Annotated in this window: 13 protein-coding genes; all 13 read left to right on the top strand. The window is 64.7% G+C overall.

All coding sequences use genetic code 11. The features are described from left to right. The first annotated feature begins 93 nt into the window (after nt 1-93). On the top strand, nt 94-354 hold the full coding sequence (locus tag AC07NV_RS04625; RefSeq protein WP_310086262.1) for a hypothetical protein: 261 nt from the start codon (nt 94-96) through the stop codon (nt 352-354). A gap of 418 nt (nt 355-772) precedes the next feature. Further along, the gene (gene clpA, locus AC07NV_RS04630; RefSeq protein WP_495165180.1) at nt 773-3,112 is read left to right on the top strand and encodes an ATP-dependent Clp protease ATP-binding subunit ClpA; all 2,340 of its coding nucleotides are present in this window, start codon (nt 773-775) and stop codon (nt 3,110-3,112) included. A gap of 42 nt (nt 3,113-3,154) precedes the next feature. After that, a complete protein-coding gene (locus AC07NV_RS04635; RefSeq protein WP_495165181.1) occupies nt 3,155-3,382 on the top strand; it encodes an AbrB/MazE/SpoVT family DNA-binding domain-containing protein in 228 nt (75 codons plus the stop codon). A gap of 11 nt (nt 3,383-3,393) precedes the next feature. Continuing rightward, nucleotides 3,394-3,777, top strand: a complete 384-nt coding sequence (locus AC07NV_RS04640; protein WP_495165182.1) for a type II toxin-antitoxin system death-on-curing family toxin — start codon at nt 3,394-3,396, stop codon at nt 3,775-3,777. Nucleotides 3,778-3,819: 42 nt separating this feature from the next. Next, entirely contained in the window at nt 3,820-4,659 is an 840-nt protein-coding gene (gene map, locus AC07NV_RS04645; protein WP_495165183.1) for a type I methionyl aminopeptidase, read from the top strand. A 213-nt stretch (nt 4,660-4,872) separates the two neighbouring features. Then, nucleotides 4,873-7,059: a PQQ-dependent dehydrogenase, methanol/ethanol family gene (locus AC07NV_RS04650; protein ID WP_495165184.1), complete on the top strand. Its 2,187-nt coding sequence runs from the start codon at nt 4,873-4,875 to the stop codon at nt 7,057-7,059. Nucleotides 7,060-7,287: 228 nt separating this feature from the next. Then, the gene (locus AC07NV_RS04655) at nt 7,288-7,626 is read left to right on the top strand and encodes a P-II family nitrogen regulator (protein ID WP_037518110.1); all 339 of its coding nucleotides are present in this window, start codon (nt 7,288-7,290) and stop codon (nt 7,624-7,626) included. A 71-nt stretch (nt 7,627-7,697) separates the two neighbouring features. Continuing rightward, nucleotides 7,698-9,110 (top strand): type I glutamate--ammonia ligase, encoded by a 1,413-nt coding sequence (gene glnA / locus AC07NV_RS04660; RefSeq protein ID WP_495165185.1) that lies wholly within the window; start codon nt 7,698-7,700, stop codon nt 9,108-9,110. Nucleotides 9,111-9,269: 159 nt separating this feature from the next. Beyond that, the gene (locus AC07NV_RS04665) at nt 9,270-9,788 is read left to right on the top strand and encodes a hypothetical protein (protein WP_495165186.1); all 519 of its coding nucleotides are present in this window, start codon (nt 9,270-9,272) and stop codon (nt 9,786-9,788) included. A gap of 107 nt (nt 9,789-9,895) precedes the next feature. Next, nucleotides 9,896-11,365 (top strand): PQQ-dependent sugar dehydrogenase, encoded by a 1,470-nt coding sequence (locus tag AC07NV_RS04670; protein ID WP_495165187.1) that lies wholly within the window; start codon nt 9,896-9,898, stop codon nt 11,363-11,365. 57 nt (nt 11,366-11,422) lie between these two features. Further along, the gene (locus tag AC07NV_RS04675; protein WP_495165188.1) at nt 11,423-12,733 is read left to right on the top strand and encodes a M20/M25/M40 family metallo-hydrolase; all 1,311 of its coding nucleotides are present in this window, start codon (nt 11,423-11,425) and stop codon (nt 12,731-12,733) included. A gap of 96 nt (nt 12,734-12,829) precedes the next feature. Continuing rightward, the gene (locus AC07NV_RS04680; protein WP_495165189.1) at nt 12,830-14,266 is read left to right on the top strand and encodes an aldehyde dehydrogenase family protein; all 1,437 of its coding nucleotides are present in this window, start codon (nt 12,830-12,832) and stop codon (nt 14,264-14,266) included. 177 nt (nt 14,267-14,443) lie between these two features. Beyond that, a complete protein-coding gene (gene argJ / locus AC07NV_RS04685; protein WP_495165190.1) occupies nt 14,444-15,670 on the top strand; it encodes a bifunctional glutamate N-acetyltransferase/amino-acid acetyltransferase ArgJ in 1,227 nt (408 codons plus the stop codon). The last annotated feature ends 103 nt before the right edge of the window (nt 15,671-15,773 follow it).

The raw sequence follows: 15,773 nt of genomic DNA on the forward strand, positions 1-15,773 counted from the left end.
TCGGCCGTGGGAATGACAACCGGGCGGGTCTTCGGATCGCCCGATTTTGCCGCGCGAGCTTGCCAAGCGGCGCGAAGGCGCCAAAAGGACAGCATGGATTTCGACGACCAGCTCCGCCGCTATTTCGGCACCGCCGACCTCGCGGCGATCCACCCCGAGGCGCACGCCGCGGGGACCGAACGCATGCGCGTCGATTTCGGCCTCGAAACCAACCCCGGCCGCCGCTTCGCTTTGTGGGCGCTGATGTACATGCTCGGCGTCGCGCCCGACCTTGACGTGGCCTTCAAGGATGAAGGCGAGCGCAACACGGCGCGCGATTTTATGGATATGGTCGATCGGGCTGGTGAGGGTTGAAGGCAACTCACAACCGATAGCGGACGCCGTAGCTTCCAATATTTCGCCATTCCCACGAAGGCGGGAACCCAGGGCTAGGCCAGCCGACGGACGCTCTGGGTCCCCGCCTTCGCGGATGACGAAAATGGGGGATGGCAGCTCACCACGCCAATGTGGACCTTCCCTATCGTCATCCCGGACTTGATCCGGGATCCATGGCAACACTCGCCTTCTGGACCCCGGATCAAGTCCGGGGAGACGAGGCGGGTAATGACGCCGCGCCCCAAATCCTCAACGCCCCGTTAACCATACCACAACCCCGTCATCGTAATTTCACAAAGCCATCCGCTTTTCCCTTGCAGGGCGGCGGCGGCATCGCCACCTTGTGTTCCTAGGGGCCGCCTCTCTCCCCCGGCGGGCCTCGCAAGGAGAAAAGTCCATGCCGTCCTTTTCGGAGAGCCTCGAAAAGACCCTGCACAATGCGCTGAAAGCCGCATCGGAGCGTCACCACGAATATGCGACGCTCGAGCATCTGCTCTACGCGCTGATCGACGACGACCATGCCGCCGAAGTCATGCGCGCCTGCGGCGTCGCGATCGACGACCTGCAATCCGCCGTCGTCCATTATCTCGACACCGAACTCGACAGCCTGAAGGTCGAGGGGCACAGCGACCCGTCGCCGACCAGCGGTTTCCAGCGCGTCGTCCAGCGCGCGATCCTGCACGTCCAGTCGTCGGGCAAGGATGAAGTCACGGGCGCCAACGTCCTCGTCGCCCTGTTCTCCGAACGCGAATCCTACGCGGTCTATTTCCTGCAGCAGCAGGATCTGACGCGCCTCGATGCCGTCTCCTACCTCAGCCATGGCGTCGGCAAGGGCGGCAAGCCCTCGCCGCAGGCCGAGCCCGAGGAAAAGGAAGAGGCGAAAGAAAAGAGCGACGGCAAGAACAAGAAGGAAACCGCGCTCGACCAGTTCACCGTCAACCTCAACGAGAAAGCCAAGGTCGGCAAGGTCGACCCGCTGATCGGCCGCAATGCCGAGGTCGACCGCACGATCCAGATCCTGTGCCGCCGCAGCAAGAACAACCCGCTCTATGTCGGCGACCCCGGCGTCGGCAAGACCGCGATCGCCGAGGGCCTCGCGCGCAAGATCATCGAGGGCGACGTGCCCGAGGTGCTGCTGCCCGCGGTCATCTATTCGCTCGACATGGGCGCGCTGCTCGCCGGCACGCGCTATCGCGGCGATTTCGAGGAGCGGCTGAAACAGGTCGTGACCGAGCTCGAAGGCCTGCCGCACGCGATCCTGTTCATCGACGAGATCCACACCGTCATCGGTGCGGGTGCGACTTCGGGCGGCGCGATGGACGCGTCGAACCTGCTGAAGCCCGCTTTGTCGGGCGGCGTGATCCGCTGCATCGGCTCGACGACCTACAAGGAGTTCCGCAATCACTTCGAAAAGGACCGCGCGCTTCTCCGCCGGTTCCAGAAGATCGACGTGGTCGAACCGACGCTCGAGGATACCAAGAAGATCCTTGCGGGTCTGCGCAGCGCGTTCGAGGCGCATCACCAGGTGCGCTACACGCAGGATGCGATCAACGCCGCGGTCGACCTGTCGGCGCGCTACATCAACGACCGCAAATTGCCCGACAAGGCGATCGACGTGATCGACGAGGTCGGCGCGATGCAGATGCTCGTCGCCCCGTCGAAGCGCAAGAAGACGATCACCGCCAAGGAGATCGAGGCCGTGATCGCGACGATGGCGCGCATCCCGCCCAAATCGGTGTCGAGCGACGACAAGGCGACGCTCGCCAGCCTCGAAACCGACCTCAAGCGCGTCGTCTTCGGTCAGAACACCGCGATCGAAGTGCTGTCGTCGGCGATCAAGCTCAGCCGTGCGGGCCTGCGCGATCCCGAAAAGCCGATCGGCAACTATCTGTTCAGCGGCCCGACCGGCGTCGGCAAGACTGAGGTCGCCAAGCAGCTCGCGTCGATCATGGGCATTCCGCTCCAGCGTTTCGACATGTCCGAATATATGGAGCGCCACAGCGTGTCGCGCCTGATCGGTGCGCCCCCGGGCTATGTCGGCTATGATCAGGGCGGCCTGCTCACCGATGCGATCGACCAGAACCCGCATTGCGTGCTGCTGCTCGACGAGATCGAAAAGGCGCATCCCGACCTGTTCAACATATTGTTGCAGGTCATGGACCATGGCCGCCTGACCGATCATCACGGCAAGACGGTCGACTTCCGCAATGTCATCCTGATCATGACGACCAATGCGGGTGCCAGCGACATGGCGCGTGAATCGATCGGTTTCGGCCAGTTCACGCGCGAGGATGTGCAGGAGGAAGCGGTGAAGAATCTCTTCACCCCCGAATTCCGCAACCGCCTCGATGCGATCGTGCCGTTCGGCTATCTGCCGCCCGAAGTGGTCGCACGCGTCGTCGACAAGTTCATCCTCGAACTCGAACTGCAGCTGGCCGACCGCAACGTCCATATCCAGCTCGACGAGGCGGCGCGCGAATGGCTGACCGGCAAGGGCTATGACAAGCTTTATGGCGCGCGTCCGATGGGCCGCCTGATCCAGGAAAAGATCAAGCAGCCGCTCGCCGAGGAACTGCTCTTCGGCAAGCTCGTCCATGGCGGCGAGGTCAAGGTGAAGATGAAGACCGGCGACGATGCCAAGGTCGGCAATCCGCTCGCCTTCGAAATCGTCTCGGCCCCGCCCAAGGCGGGCAAGGGCAAGCCGAAAACCGACAAGGCGAAGAAGGCCGCGGAGTAAGCCTGGGTTGAAATTCTTGGGCGGCGCTGTTATAACAGGCGTATGAACACGCCGCTCAAGATAACCAAAGTCGGCAACAGCGCCGCCGTCATCCTGCCCAAGGAATTGCTGGCGCGCCTTGGCGCGGCTCAAGGCGACATGCTTTCGGTACGCGATACCGAACGCGGCATCGAACTCGCGCCCTATGACGCAGACTTCGAAACCCAGATGGCGGCGGCACGTGACGTCATGGCACGCCGCAAGCGCGCGCTGCGCGAACTAGCCAAATAGCGATACCGACGATGAACTGGATCTGGGTATCGCCGGAGGTTGCTCTGGCGGCCCATCTGGAACAGCTGACCGAACATGGCGGCGGCGAAGGCGTGCGCGATCCGGGTATGCTCGAAAGCGCCATGGCGCGGCCGCAAAACCTTGTCGCTTACGGCAATCCCGATGCAGCCGAACTGGCAGCATCCTACGCCTTCGGCATCGCGCGCAACCACCCATTTGTCGACGGCAACAAGCGTACAGCCGCGGTGGTCAGCGAAACCTTTCTGGTGCTGAACGGCCATGGTTTGATTGCCACCGATGCAGAATTGGTGGTAACCTTCCTCGCGCTTGCGGCAGGAGAATTGTCGGAAGGCGAGCTTGCGGACTGGTTCCGCGACCATCTTGCCAAAAGCTGACGCCCTCTCGCTTTTCCGGCCTCCAGCGACTATATCAGTCCCATGTACGACTATGTTTCCGTGACCGCCGGCGATGCGGCGAGCCCCACCCCCGTGCGCGACGGCACGATCAAGCTGCACGACGAAGCGGGCTTTGCCGGCATGCGCAAGGCAGGCCGATTGTCGGCCGAAATCCTCGACGCGCTCGTCCCCTTCGTCCAGCCGGGCGTGACCACCGCCGCGATCGACGACCTCGTCCGCACGATGATGCTCGACGGCGGCGGCATCCCCGCGACGCTCGGCTATCGTGGCTTTACGCACAGCTGCTGCACCAGCATCAACCATGTCGTCTGCCACGGCATCCCCGACGACAAGCCCGTACGCGACGGCGATATCGTCAATATCGACGTGACGACAATCATCGACGAATGGCACGGCGACACCAGCCGCATGTATCTGGTCGGCGACGTGGGCGTAAAGGCGAAGCGCCTCGTCGAGGTCACCTATGAATGCCTGATGCTCGGGATCGAGCAGGCGAAGCCCGGCAACCGCATGGGCGACGTCGCGCACGCGATCCAGACCCACGCCGAGCGCCACCGCTATTCGGTCGTCCGCGATTTCTGCGGCCATGGGCTGGGGCAGATGTTCCACGATGCCCCCGAGGTCGTCCACGCCGGCCGCCCCGGCACCGGCCCGGAGCTCAAGCCGGGCATGTTCTTCACGATCGAGCCGATGATCAACACCGGCAAATATGCGGTGAAGATGCTCGCCGACGGCTGGACTGCGGTCACCCGCGACCGCTCGCTCTCGGCGCAGTTCGAGCACAGCATCGGGATTACGGAGACCGGCTGCGAGATTTTCACCGCAAGCCCGACGGGCCTGAACGCGCCGCCCTGGCAGTGAGCCGCTAAGCTGTTCCCCGGCGAAGGCCGGGGTCCAGAGCGTTCTCACGCAACACCAGCTCTACCTCGCTCTGGACCCCGGCCTTCGCCGGGGAACAGGTGAGTTCGGGCGGCCCCCTCCGCATACCCCCCATATTCTTGCTTGCACCCGTCCCCCTTCGCGCGCAGTCTTGACGTTAACGTCAAGCATAGGCGTCGAACGGGAGAGCATGGAATGGCGAAACGGGTCTTGAAGGCTGCGCTGCTGGGCTGCGCGGCACTGGCATTGGCTTCATGCAATGCATCGAAGAATGACAGCGCCTCGGGCGGCGGATCGCTCGATGCTGCGGAGAAAGCCAGCGAGACCCTGCTCAAGACCGGCGGCAACGGCGACGACTGGGGCGCCATCGGTTACAGCTATGACGAACAACGCTTCAGCCCGCTGACCGACATCAACGACAAAAATGTCGGGCAGCTCGGCCTCGCCTGGTCCGCCGACCTCGACGATGCGCGCGGGCAGGAAGCGACCCCCGTCGTCGTCGACGGCGTAATGTATGTCACCCACGCCTGGTCGAAAGTCAGCGCGTGGGATGCCGCGACCGGGAAGCCGCTGTGGAAATTCGACCCCAAGGTCCCCGGCGAGCGCGCAGTTTCGGCCTGCTGCGATGTCGTCAACCGCGGCGTTGCGGTGTGGGGCGACAAGGTCTTTGTCGGCGCGCTCGACGGCCGCCTGATCGCGCTCGACAAGAAAACCGGCAAGGAACTCTGGTCGACGCAGACCTTCGACACGTCGAAGCCTTACACCATCACCGGCGCCCCGCGCGTCGTGAAGGACATGGTGCTGATCGGCAACGGCGGCGCCGAATTCGGAGTGCGCGGCTATGTCACCGCCTATGACGCCGACACCGGCAAGGAACGCTGGCGCTTCTACACCGCCCCCAACCCGACCAAGGCGAAGGATGGCGCAGCGTCGGACGACATCTTTGCGAGCAAGGCGAACGCCACCTGGTCCGACAAGGGCGAGTGGCAGACCTCGGGCGGCGGCGGCACCGTGTGGGACGCGATCGTCTACGACAAGGATCTCGACCAAATCTATCTCGGCGTCGGCAACGGTAACCCGTGGAACCATGGCACGCGCTCGAATGGCGAAGGCGACAACTGGTTCCTCTCGTCGGTCGTCGCGCTCGACGCCTCGACCGGCAAATATAAGTGGCACTATCAGGAAACCCCGGCCGAGACGTGGGACTATACCGCGACCCAGCCGATCATCCTCGCCGAGCAGGCGGTGAACGGCAAGCCGACGAAGGTGCTGTACCATGCGCCGAAGAATGGTTTCTTCTTCACGATCGACCGCGCGAACGGCAAGCTGATCGACGCCAAGCCCTTTGTCGACGGGATCAACTGGGCGACCGGATATGACCTCGCCACGGGCCGCCCGATCGAGAATCCCGAAGCGCGCTTCTACAAGACCGGCAAGCCCTTCATCGCGGTCCCCGGCGCGCTCGGCGCGCACAACTGGCACCCGATGAGCTACAATCCGGCGACTGGCCTCGTCTACATCCCCGCGCAGCAGATTCCGCAGGGCTATCTCGCCGACATGGACGAACTCGACAAGCGCAAGGTGCTGGGGTTCAACGTCGGCACCTCGCTGAACAAGACGATGCTCCCCGACGACAAGGCGGCGTTCCGCGCTGCGGTCGCCGCGACGACAGGCCGCCTCGTCGCCTTCGACCCGCGCACCGGCAAGGTCGCCTGGGCGGTCGACCATCCCGCCGCGTGGAACGGCGGGACGATGACGACCGCGGGCAATCTCGTGTTCCAGGGCACCAGCCTCGGCCGCTTCCGCGCCTACACCGCCGACACCGGCAAGCAGTTGCTCGACCTCGACATGCAGTCGGGGATCGTCAGCGCACCCTCGACCTTCCGCGTCGGCGGGGTGCAATATGTCGCGTTCATGACGAGCAAGGGCGGCGCCTTTCCGCTCGTTGCCGGGATCGCGGGCGGTGCGACGCGCAAGGTGCCGAACATCCCGCGCCTCGTCGTGCTCAAGATCGGCGGCACCGCGAAGCTGCCCGCGCCGCCCGCGACGGCGGCGCTCGCGTGGAACCCGCCGCCGATGACCGCCAAGCCCGCCGAAGTCGCCGCCGGCAAGGCGCATTTCGGTCGCTATTGCCAAGTCTGTCACGGCGACAGCGCGATCGGCAACGGCTTCACCCCCGATCTGCGCGTCTCGGGCACGCTCGCCAACGCCGAGGCGTGGAAATCGGTGATCATCGGCGGCGCGCTCAAGGATCGCGGCATGGTGAGCTTCGCCAAGGTGCTGACCCCCACCGATGCCGAGGCGATTCGCGCCTATGTCATCGAACGCTCGAACTGGACCAAGGCCAATCTGGCGGACTCTGCGGCGCCGATGGGACGCTGATTGCCCAAAATTTAGGCACCAGAATGAAGTCGTTGCCCACCCCTTGGGCAGCGGCTTCATTTCGTTTCGAATTTCTTACCAGAACCCCGCGATTCGCCAATTGGCACGGCTTTTGATTGGTGCAAGATGGCGGGACACCGCACCGACTCGACGGGTGAACCGGACAGGCAGACCTGATCCGGCTTTGCGCGCAAGGGGCGGCGGCCAGCCCAAAGGGGGACGAAAAGCGTGAAGAAGATTGAGGCGATCATCAAGCCGTTCAAACTCGACGAAGTGAAGGAAGCGCTGCACGAAGTCGGTGTCAGCGGCATCACCGTCACCGAAGCCAAGGGTTTCGGCCGGCAAAAGGGTCACACCGAACTCTATCGCGGCGCCGAATATGTCGTCGACTTCCTGCCGAAGGTGAAGCTGGAGGTCATCGTCGAAGACTCGATGGCCGAACGCGTCGTGGAGGCCATCGCCGCCGCCGCGCAGACCGGACGCATCGGCGACGGCAAGATCTTCGTCATTCCGGTCGAGACCGCGCTCCGCATCCGCACCGGCGAACGCAACGAGGACGCGCTTTAATCTTTCGCATTTTTCGAAAACCCGACAACCCCCGGCACGCCGGACCATTTCGCAAGAAGGAAGCATAGACCATGGCTACGAAGCCCAAGGACATCATCGCGCGGATCAAGGAAAACGACATCGAGTGGGTCGACCTGCGCTTCACCGACCCCAAGGGCAAATGGCACCATCTGACCATGGTGGCGTCGATCCTCGGCGAGGATGAGCTGGAAGACGGCCTGATGTTCGACGGCTCGTCGATCGAAGGCTGGAAGGCGATCAACGAGTCGGACATGATTCTCAAGCCCGACCTCGACGCCGTCTATGACGATCCCTTCTCGGCGACCCCGATGCTGATCATGGTCTGCGACATCGTCGAGCCGGCGACCGGCGAAGGCTATGCCCGCGACCCGCGCACGACCGCAAAGCGCGCCGAGGCCTATGTCGCCTCGACCGGCGTCGGCGACACCGTCTATGTCGGCCCCGAAGCCGAATTCTTCATGTTCGACGATGTCCGTTTCGAAACCGGCTACAACAAGTCGGGTTTCGAAATCGACGACATCGAACTGCCGACCAACACCGGCCGCGCTTACGAAGGCGGCAACCTGGCCCACCGTCCGCGCGCCAAGGGCGGCTATTTCCCCGTTGCGCCCGTCGACAGCGCGGTCGACATCCGCGCCGAGATGGTCTCGACGATGCTCGAAATGGGCCTGCCCTGCGACAAGCATCACCATGAAGTCGCGGCTGCACAGCACGAACTCGGCCTGACCTTCGGCACGCTCACCGAAACCGCCGACCGCATGCAGATCTACAAATATGTCGTGCATCAGGTCGCGCATGCCTATGGCAAGACCGCGACCTTCATGCCCAAGCCGATCAAGGACGACAACGGCAGCGGCATGCACACCCACATCTCGATCTGGGAAAAGGGCAAGCCGCTCTTCGCGGGCAACGGCTATGCGGGCCTTTCGGACATGTGCCTCTATTTCATCGGCGGCGTGGTCAAGCATGCCAAGGCGCTCAACGCTTTCACCAACCCGACGACGAACAGCTACAAGCGCCTCGTCCCCGGTTTCGAAGCCCCGGTTCTGCTCGCCTATTCGAGCCGCAACCGCTCGGCCTCATGCCGCATTCCCTATGGTGCGGGCGCCAAATCGAAGCGCGTCGAGTTCCGTTTCCCCGACGCAATGGCGAACCCCTATCTCTGCTATTCGGCGCTGCTGATGGCGGGCCTCGACGGCATCCAGAACAAGATCCACCCGGGCGAGGCGATGGACAAGAATCTGTACGACCTGCCGCCCGAGGAGCTGAAGGAAGTCCCGACCGTCTGCGCCAGCTTGCGCGAAGCACTCGACTCGCTGCTCGCCGACCACGATTTCCTCCTGAAGGGCGACGTCTTCTCGAAGGACCAGATCGAAGCCTATGTCGAGCTGAAGTGGGACGAAGTCTATCGTTTCGAACAGACGCCGAGCCCGGTCGAGTTCGACATGTACTACAGCGCCTGATTCCCAAGATCAGCGACGCGAAGGAAGGGCGTCCGGTTCGGGGGAACCGGGCGCCCTTTCCTTTTCGCGACCCGGCATCCCGAAAAAAACCACCCGAAATTACGCTTTGGTAAGCCGTTTGCGCTAGGCGGAAGGCCGGACTTTCCGGGGGATGTTTCCATGTTGCGTTTGATGGTTCCGATTGCCGCGATGCTGCTCGCGACGGGGTGCGGCAAGATGGCAGAACTGGCGAACCAGACGCGGACCGTCGCGGCGCCGCGCGAGGAAGTGTTCGCCAAAATGTTCGGCGACGGCAGCGCCTTCACCGGCCTTCCGCTCGTCACCAACGGCGGGTCGACGCGGCTTTACGAACTTGTCGCGCAAAAGGGCGAGCCCGGGTTCGAGCAGATGGTGCCCGACGAACGGCCCGAGGCATATAAGATCAAGATCGCGGTCGCGATGGAAATCCCGCGCGAGGCGCATCTGATCTATAGTGTCGACGACGGCGCGCTGACGACGGGGTTGAAATTCACGCTAGAGGAACTGGCACCCGATCGGACCAAGGTCGCCTTTGCGATCGACGATCTCAAAGGCGATGGCGCCAAGGGCCTCGAAGTCAACCGCTCCGCGCTGCAGAAAATCGCGCGCGAGGCGCTGAACAAACTCGACGATTTCAAAGAGGTCAAGGAACCCGCCTGACGGAACCGCCACCACCGCATAAGTGGTAAACCGGCCGGGGTTGCAGTCCCCGCGCCCGGATGGCAGGTTGCGTCGGGGCGGGCTCGATCGCGAAAGGCTGTTTGCCCATGCGGATGCGCGTCTTTGTTGCCCTGACCCCCTTGTTCCTGGCCTCATGCGGTGGAGGAGGAGCGAGTGGCGGCGGCACGCCCCCCGCAGCCAACGCGCCGCCAAGCTTCACCTCGCTCCAGACCGCCAGCGTCGCCGAAAACACGGCCGCCGCCTATCAGGCAGCCGCGAGCGATCCCAATGGCGATGCACTGACCTTCGCCGTCGACGGCGGCGCCGACGCGGCGCTCTTTTCGATTACCGCCGCGGGCGCGCTGCGCTTCAACACCGCGCCCGATTATGACCTGCCCGGCGACGCCAATGGCGACAATGTCTATTCGGTCCAGCTCCGCGTCAGCGACGCGAGCGCCAGCGCGACGCAGACGGTCAACATCACCGTCACCAACAGCCGCGAAGGCATATCGGTCGCGCGCGTCGGCACCGGTTTCAACCAGCCGCTTTATGTCGCGCCGATCCCGGGAAGCAGCAACGTCTATGTCGTCGAGAAGGGCGGCAATGTGTACCGCTTCGACCCCGCGAACGGCAGCCGGACGCTCGTCCTCGACATCACCGACATTTCGACGAGCGGCGAGCGCGGTCTGCTCGGGCTCGCCGCTTATCCCGACCATGCGACGACGCAGCGGCTGCTCGCCGTCGCGACCGCCCCCGACGGGACGGTGCAGGTGCGCCGCTATACGCTCGGCCAGCCGAACAGCTCGACCGTCTACGATACGGTGCTCGGCGTCCCACACCCCGGCGCCGACAATCACAATGGCGGCTGGATCGGTTTCGGTCCCGACGGCCTCGTCTATGTCGGCATCGGCGACGGCGGCGGAGGCGGCGACCCCGGCAACAATGCGCAGAACACCAATGTGCGGCTCGGCAAGATCCTGCGCTTCACCGTCGGCGCGAACGGCAGCAGCTACGCGCCCGCGCCCGGCAATCCCTTCCTCGGCGGCGGCGGCGATCCCTATGTCTTTGCCTATGGCCTGCGCAATCCGTTCCGCGCCTCGTTCAGCGGCTCGACGCTGGTGATCGGCGATGTCGGCCAAGGGGCGGTCGAAGAGGTCGATCTGGTCACGACGACGCAACCCGGCCTCAATTTCGGCTGGCGCTTCAAGGAAGGGACGCAGCCCTACACCGGCACCGCACCCGGCGGGCTCACCGACCCGGTCGCCGAATATGGCCATGGCAGCGGCCCGCGGCAGGGCAATTCGATCACCGGCGGCTATGTCTATCGCGGCCCGGTGGCCTCGCTCGCCGGCCAATATGTCTTCGCCGACTTTGTTTCGGGCAATATCTGGTCGGTGCCCTTCGCCAGCCTCGTGCCCGGCCAGACGGTCGCCTCGTCACGCTTCGCGCGGCGCAACGAAGATTTCACGCCCGATGCCGGGACGCTCAATTCGATCGCCTCGTTCGGCGAGGACAGCGCGGGCAATCTCTTCCTGATCGGCATCGGCGGCGATATTTTCATGGTCCGCCAGGGCTAACCGCTTGCGACCTCTTGAGGTGCACGGCACAAGGACGCCTCCACAGGAGGCCTCCCCATGAAATCATTGCCCTTTACCGCTCTCGTCGCGCTTCAGCTCGCGCTCGTACCCGCCGCGCAGGCAAAGCTGACGAAAGCCGAAAGCGGCATGGCGAAAACGGTCGCGGCCGAACAGGCGCGCAGCCTCGCGCTGCTCGAAAAGCTGGTCAACCAGAACAGCGGCTCGCTGAACCTCGAAGGCGTCGAGAAGGTCGGGCAGATGATGCGCGCCGAACTCGAACCGCTGGGGTTCAAGGTGACATGGAAACCGATGACCGATACCGGCCGCGCCGGCCATCTGATCGCGACGCACACCGGCAAGCCCGATGCCAAGCGCCTGCTTCTCGTCGCGCATCTCGACACGGTGTTCGAGCCCGACTCGCCGTTCCAGAAATTCACCCGCAAGGGCGACATGGGCGAAGGCCCCGGCGCGGGCGACGACAAGGGTGGCATGGTCGTCATCGTCGCGGCGCTGCGCGCGATGCAGGCGGCGGGGACGCTGAAGGGCGCCAATATCGAAATCCACATGACCGGCGACGAAGAGGATTCGGGGAGCCCGATCGAAAAGGCACGCGCCGACCTGGTCGAAGCCGGCAAGCGCAGCGACGTCGCGCTCGATTTCGAGGGCCTCGTCCGCGACAATGGTGCCGACATGGGGTCGGTCGCGCGGCGCTCGTCGGACAGCTGGAAGGTCATTGCGACGGGCAAGAGCGCGCACAGCTCGGGCATTTTCAGCGCCGCGGCGGGCGACGGCGCGATCTATGAACTGACGCGCATCATCCAGCGTTTTCGTACCGAGCTTCCCGAAACCAACCTGACCTTCAACGTCGGGCTGATCGCGGGCGGCCAGCAGGCCGAACTCGATGCCGGCGGCATTCGCGCCACCGCAACCGGCAAGACCAATATCATCCCCGCCATCGCAATCGCGCGCGGCGACCTGCGCGCGCTGTCGCCCGAACAGATCGCCCGGGTGAAGGCGAAGATGACCGCGATCGTCGCCGAACACGCCCCCGGCACCGACGCCACGATCAGCTTCGACCCTGGCGGCTACCCGCCGATGGCGCCCACCGACGGCAACCGCGCGCTGCTGGTCAAATTGAACGGCGTGAACCGCGACCTCGGCCTCGCCGAAATGGCGCCCCTCGATCCGCTGAAGCGCGGTGCGGGCGACATCAGTTTCGTCGCTGCCGACGTCGACGGCATCGCAGGACTCGGCCCCTACAGCACCGGCGACCACGCGCCGGGCGAAGCGGTCGACATCCCCAGCATCGCGCGCCAGGCGACCCGCGCTGCCATCCTTATGTCACGTCTGAGTGCTGAAAAGCGCTAAACCGTCACCTTTCGCAGTTGGCCTTCCTTGATTCATTCGCCACAGTGATTAGGTAGCAATCCGAGACGTAAATTCACGCCGATTGGGAGAAAAAAAATGAGCGACACCGCAACGCACCTCAAGCAGAATTACATCGGCGGCCGATGGGTCGACAGCAAGGGCGGCAAGTCCCACGACGTGATCAACCCGGCAACCGAAGAAGCCGCCTCGACGATCGTCCTCGGTACCGCCGCCGACGTCGACGATGCCGTGGCCGCAGCGCGCGAAGCGCTCAAGAGCTGGTCGCAGACCACCCGCGAGGAGCGCCTCGAACTGCTGAACCGCATCGTCGAGGAGTATAAGAAGCGCGGCGCCGACCTCGCCAAATCGATGGCGAGCGAAATGGGCGCCCCGGTCAGCTTCGCCGGCACGGCGCAGGTCGGCGCGGGCATCGGCGGCTTCCTTGGCACCATCGCGGCGCTCAAGGATTTTGCCTTCACCGAAAAATATGCCGCAGGCGTCATCGCCTATGAACCGATCGGCGTCGTCGGCATGATCACGCCTTGGAACTGGCCGCTCAACCAGATCGCATTGAAGGTTGCTCCCGCGCTCGCCGCCGGCAACACGATGGTGCTGAAGCCGTCGGAAGAATGCCCCGGCAACGCGACGATCTTCGCCGAAATCCTCGACGCCGCGGGTGTGCCGCCGGGCGTGTTCAACCTTGTTCAGGGTGATGGCCCGACCGTCGGCAACGCGATCAGCGCGCACCCCGGCATCGAAATGGTGAGCTTCACCGGCTCGACCCGCGCCGGCATCCTCGTCGCCAAGGCGGCGGCCGACACCGTGAAGCGCGTCCATCAGGAACTCGGCGGCAAGTCGCCGAACATCGTCCTGCCCGACGCCGATTTCGCCGCCGTGCTGCCGCCGACGGTGCAGGGCGTGCTCGTCAACACCGGCCAGAGCTGCATCGCGCCGACGCGCATCCTCGTCCAGAAGGACCGCGAGGCCGAAGCCGTCGGCGTGATCAAGGCGATGTTCGACGGCACCTCGGTCGGCGACCCGCAGGCCGAAGGCGGCCACATCGGCCCCGTCGTCAACAAGGCGCAGTTCGACAAGATCCAGGATCTGATCCAGTCGGCGATCGACGAAGGCGCGACGCTGGAGACCGGCGGCACCGGCCTGCCCGCGAACGTCAACCGCGGCTATTATATCAAGCCGACGGTGTTCTCGGGCGTCACCCGCGACATGCGCATCGCCAACGAGGAAATCTTCGGACCCGTCGCGACGGTCATGGCCTATGGCGACCTCGACGAGGCCGTCGATATCGCCAATGACACCGAATATGGCCTGTCGGCGGTCATCTCGGGCGATCCGGCCAAGGCCGCCGCCGTCGCACCGAAGCTGCGTGCCGGCATGGTCGCGGTCAACGCGTGGGGCCCCGGCCCGGGCGCGGCGTTCGGCGGCTACAAGGCATCGGGCAACGGCCGCGAAGGCGGCGTGTTCGGGCTGAAGGATTTCATGGAAGTGAAGTCGATCAGCGGCATTCCGGGCTGATCATCTAATAAGCCCCTCCTCTTCAGAGGAGGGGTTGGGGTGGTGAAAGCGGCCTGGCGTAACGCCTCGACCGCCACCCCGCTGCGACTTTGGGCGCAAGCGCTCAAGTCTCGCTGCCCCTCCTCTGAAGAGGAGGGGTTTTGCGTTTCGGGAAGAGCGGCTATGCGCCACTTCATCATGACCACCCGCTCCCCCCTCGCTCCCGCCAGCTTCCCCGCTCTCCCCGACATTGCCGGAGTAACGCGTCGCGTCGCGCGCGCGCACTACAAGAATTGGGACCGCTGCGACCTCACCTATGTCGAGCTGTCGCCGGGCACCACCGTCGCGGGCGTGTTCACGCGCAATGTCTGCTGCTCGTCCGAAGTCGAGCTCGGCCGCGAGCAAGTGAAGGGCGGCATCGGCCGCGCGCTCGTCGTCAACGCGGGCAATGCCAACGCTTTCACCGGCTATCGCGGCCGCGAGGCGGTCGAGCAAATCATGGCGCAGGTCGCCGATCATCTCGGCTGCGATGCGAACGACGTCTTCGTCAGTTCGACAGGCGTGATCGGCGTCCCGCTGCCCAAGGACAAGGCGCGCGCCGGGGTCGAGGCGGCGCTGACCGCCGAACCCTGTTCATGGGAGGCCGCCGCCGAAACCATCGGCACCACTGACACCTTCGCCAAGGGATCGGCCGCGCGCGCGATCGCCGGCGGGAAGACCGTCCATGTCGCGGGCATCGTCAAGGGATCGGGCATGATCGCCCCCGACATGGCGACGATGCTCGGTTACATCTTCACCGACGCCGCGGTCGCCCCCGCCCTCTTGCAGGCGATGCTGAGCGAGGCGACCAGTGGAACGTTCAACAGTATCACCGTCGACAGCGACACCTCGACCAGCGACACCGTGCTGCTGTTCGCAACCGGGCAGGCTGGCAACGCACCGCTGACGAGCCGCGATGGCGCAGGCGCCGACGCGCTCTATGCCGCGATCCGCGAGGTGGCACTGGATCTGGCGCAGCAAGTCGTCCGCGACGGCGAAGGCGCCTCGAAATTCATCGAGATACAGGTGACCGGCGCGGTCAGCGACGACAGCGCCAAGCGCGTCGCGTTCGCGATCGCCAATTCGCCGCTGGTGAAAACCGCGATTGCGGGCGAGGACGCAAACTGGGGCCGCGTCGTGATGGCGGTGGGCAAGGCGGGCGAACCCGCCGATCGTGACAAACTCGCGATCCGCTTCGGCGATCATTGGGTCGCGAAAGATGGCCTACCGGTCGACGGCTATGACGAGGCGCCGGTTGCGGCGCATCTCAAAGGGCTGGAAATCCGCGTCGGCGCCGACCTGGGCCTGGGCGACGGCCGCGCGACCGTCTGGACGTGCGACCTCACCCATGGCTACATCAGCATCAATGCCGATTACCGGAGCTGACGACCGCGACGTTTGACGACCACCGCGAAGCGAAGATGGCAGGCCGGACCCATCGGATCCTGTAAGCCTGTCACCTCCGCAATCGCGCTTCGGGAGCCGGGGC

This window comes from Sphingopyxis sp. GW821-FHT10B01 (assembly GCF_059415685.1).

Excerpts from the sequence above, each read along its gene's own strand:
- clpA (WP_495165180.1), top strand. The coding sequence starts at position 773 with ATGCCGTCCTTTTCGGAGAGCCTCGAAAAGACCCTGCACAATGCGCTG.
- argJ (WP_495165190.1), top strand. The coding sequence starts at position 14,444 with ATGACCACCCGCTCCCCCCTCGCTCCCGCCAGCTTCCCCGCTCTCCCC.
- AC07NV_RS04665 (WP_495165186.1), top strand. The coding sequence starts at position 9,270 with ATGTTGCGTTTGATGGTTCCGATTGCCGCGATGCTGCTCGCGACGGGG.
- AC07NV_RS04675 (WP_495165188.1), top strand. The coding sequence starts at position 11,423 with ATGAAATCATTGCCCTTTACCGCTCTCGTCGCGCTTCAGCTCGCGCTC.
- AC07NV_RS04625 (WP_310086262.1), top strand. The coding sequence starts at position 94 with ATGGATTTCGACGACCAGCTCCGCCGCTATTTCGGCACCGCCGACCTC.
- AC07NV_RS04650 (WP_495165184.1), top strand. The coding sequence starts at position 4,873 with ATGGCGAAACGGGTCTTGAAGGCTGCGCTGCTGGGCTGCGCGGCACTG.
- AC07NV_RS04635 (WP_495165181.1), top strand. The coding sequence starts at position 3,155 with ATGAACACGCCGCTCAAGATAACCAAAGTCGGCAACAGCGCCGCCGTC.
- glnA (WP_495165185.1), top strand. The coding sequence starts at position 7,698 with ATGGCTACGAAGCCCAAGGACATCATCGCGCGGATCAAGGAAAACGAC.
- map (WP_495165183.1), top strand. The coding sequence starts at position 3,820 with ATGTACGACTATGTTTCCGTGACCGCCGGCGATGCGGCGAGCCCCACC.
- AC07NV_RS04640 (WP_495165182.1), top strand. The coding sequence starts at position 3,394 with ATGAACTGGATCTGGGTATCGCCGGAGGTTGCTCTGGCGGCCCATCTG.
- AC07NV_RS04670 (WP_495165187.1), top strand. The coding sequence starts at position 9,896 with ATGCGGATGCGCGTCTTTGTTGCCCTGACCCCCTTGTTCCTGGCCTCA.
- AC07NV_RS04680 (WP_495165189.1), top strand. The coding sequence starts at position 12,830 with ATGAGCGACACCGCAACGCACCTCAAGCAGAATTACATCGGCGGCCGA.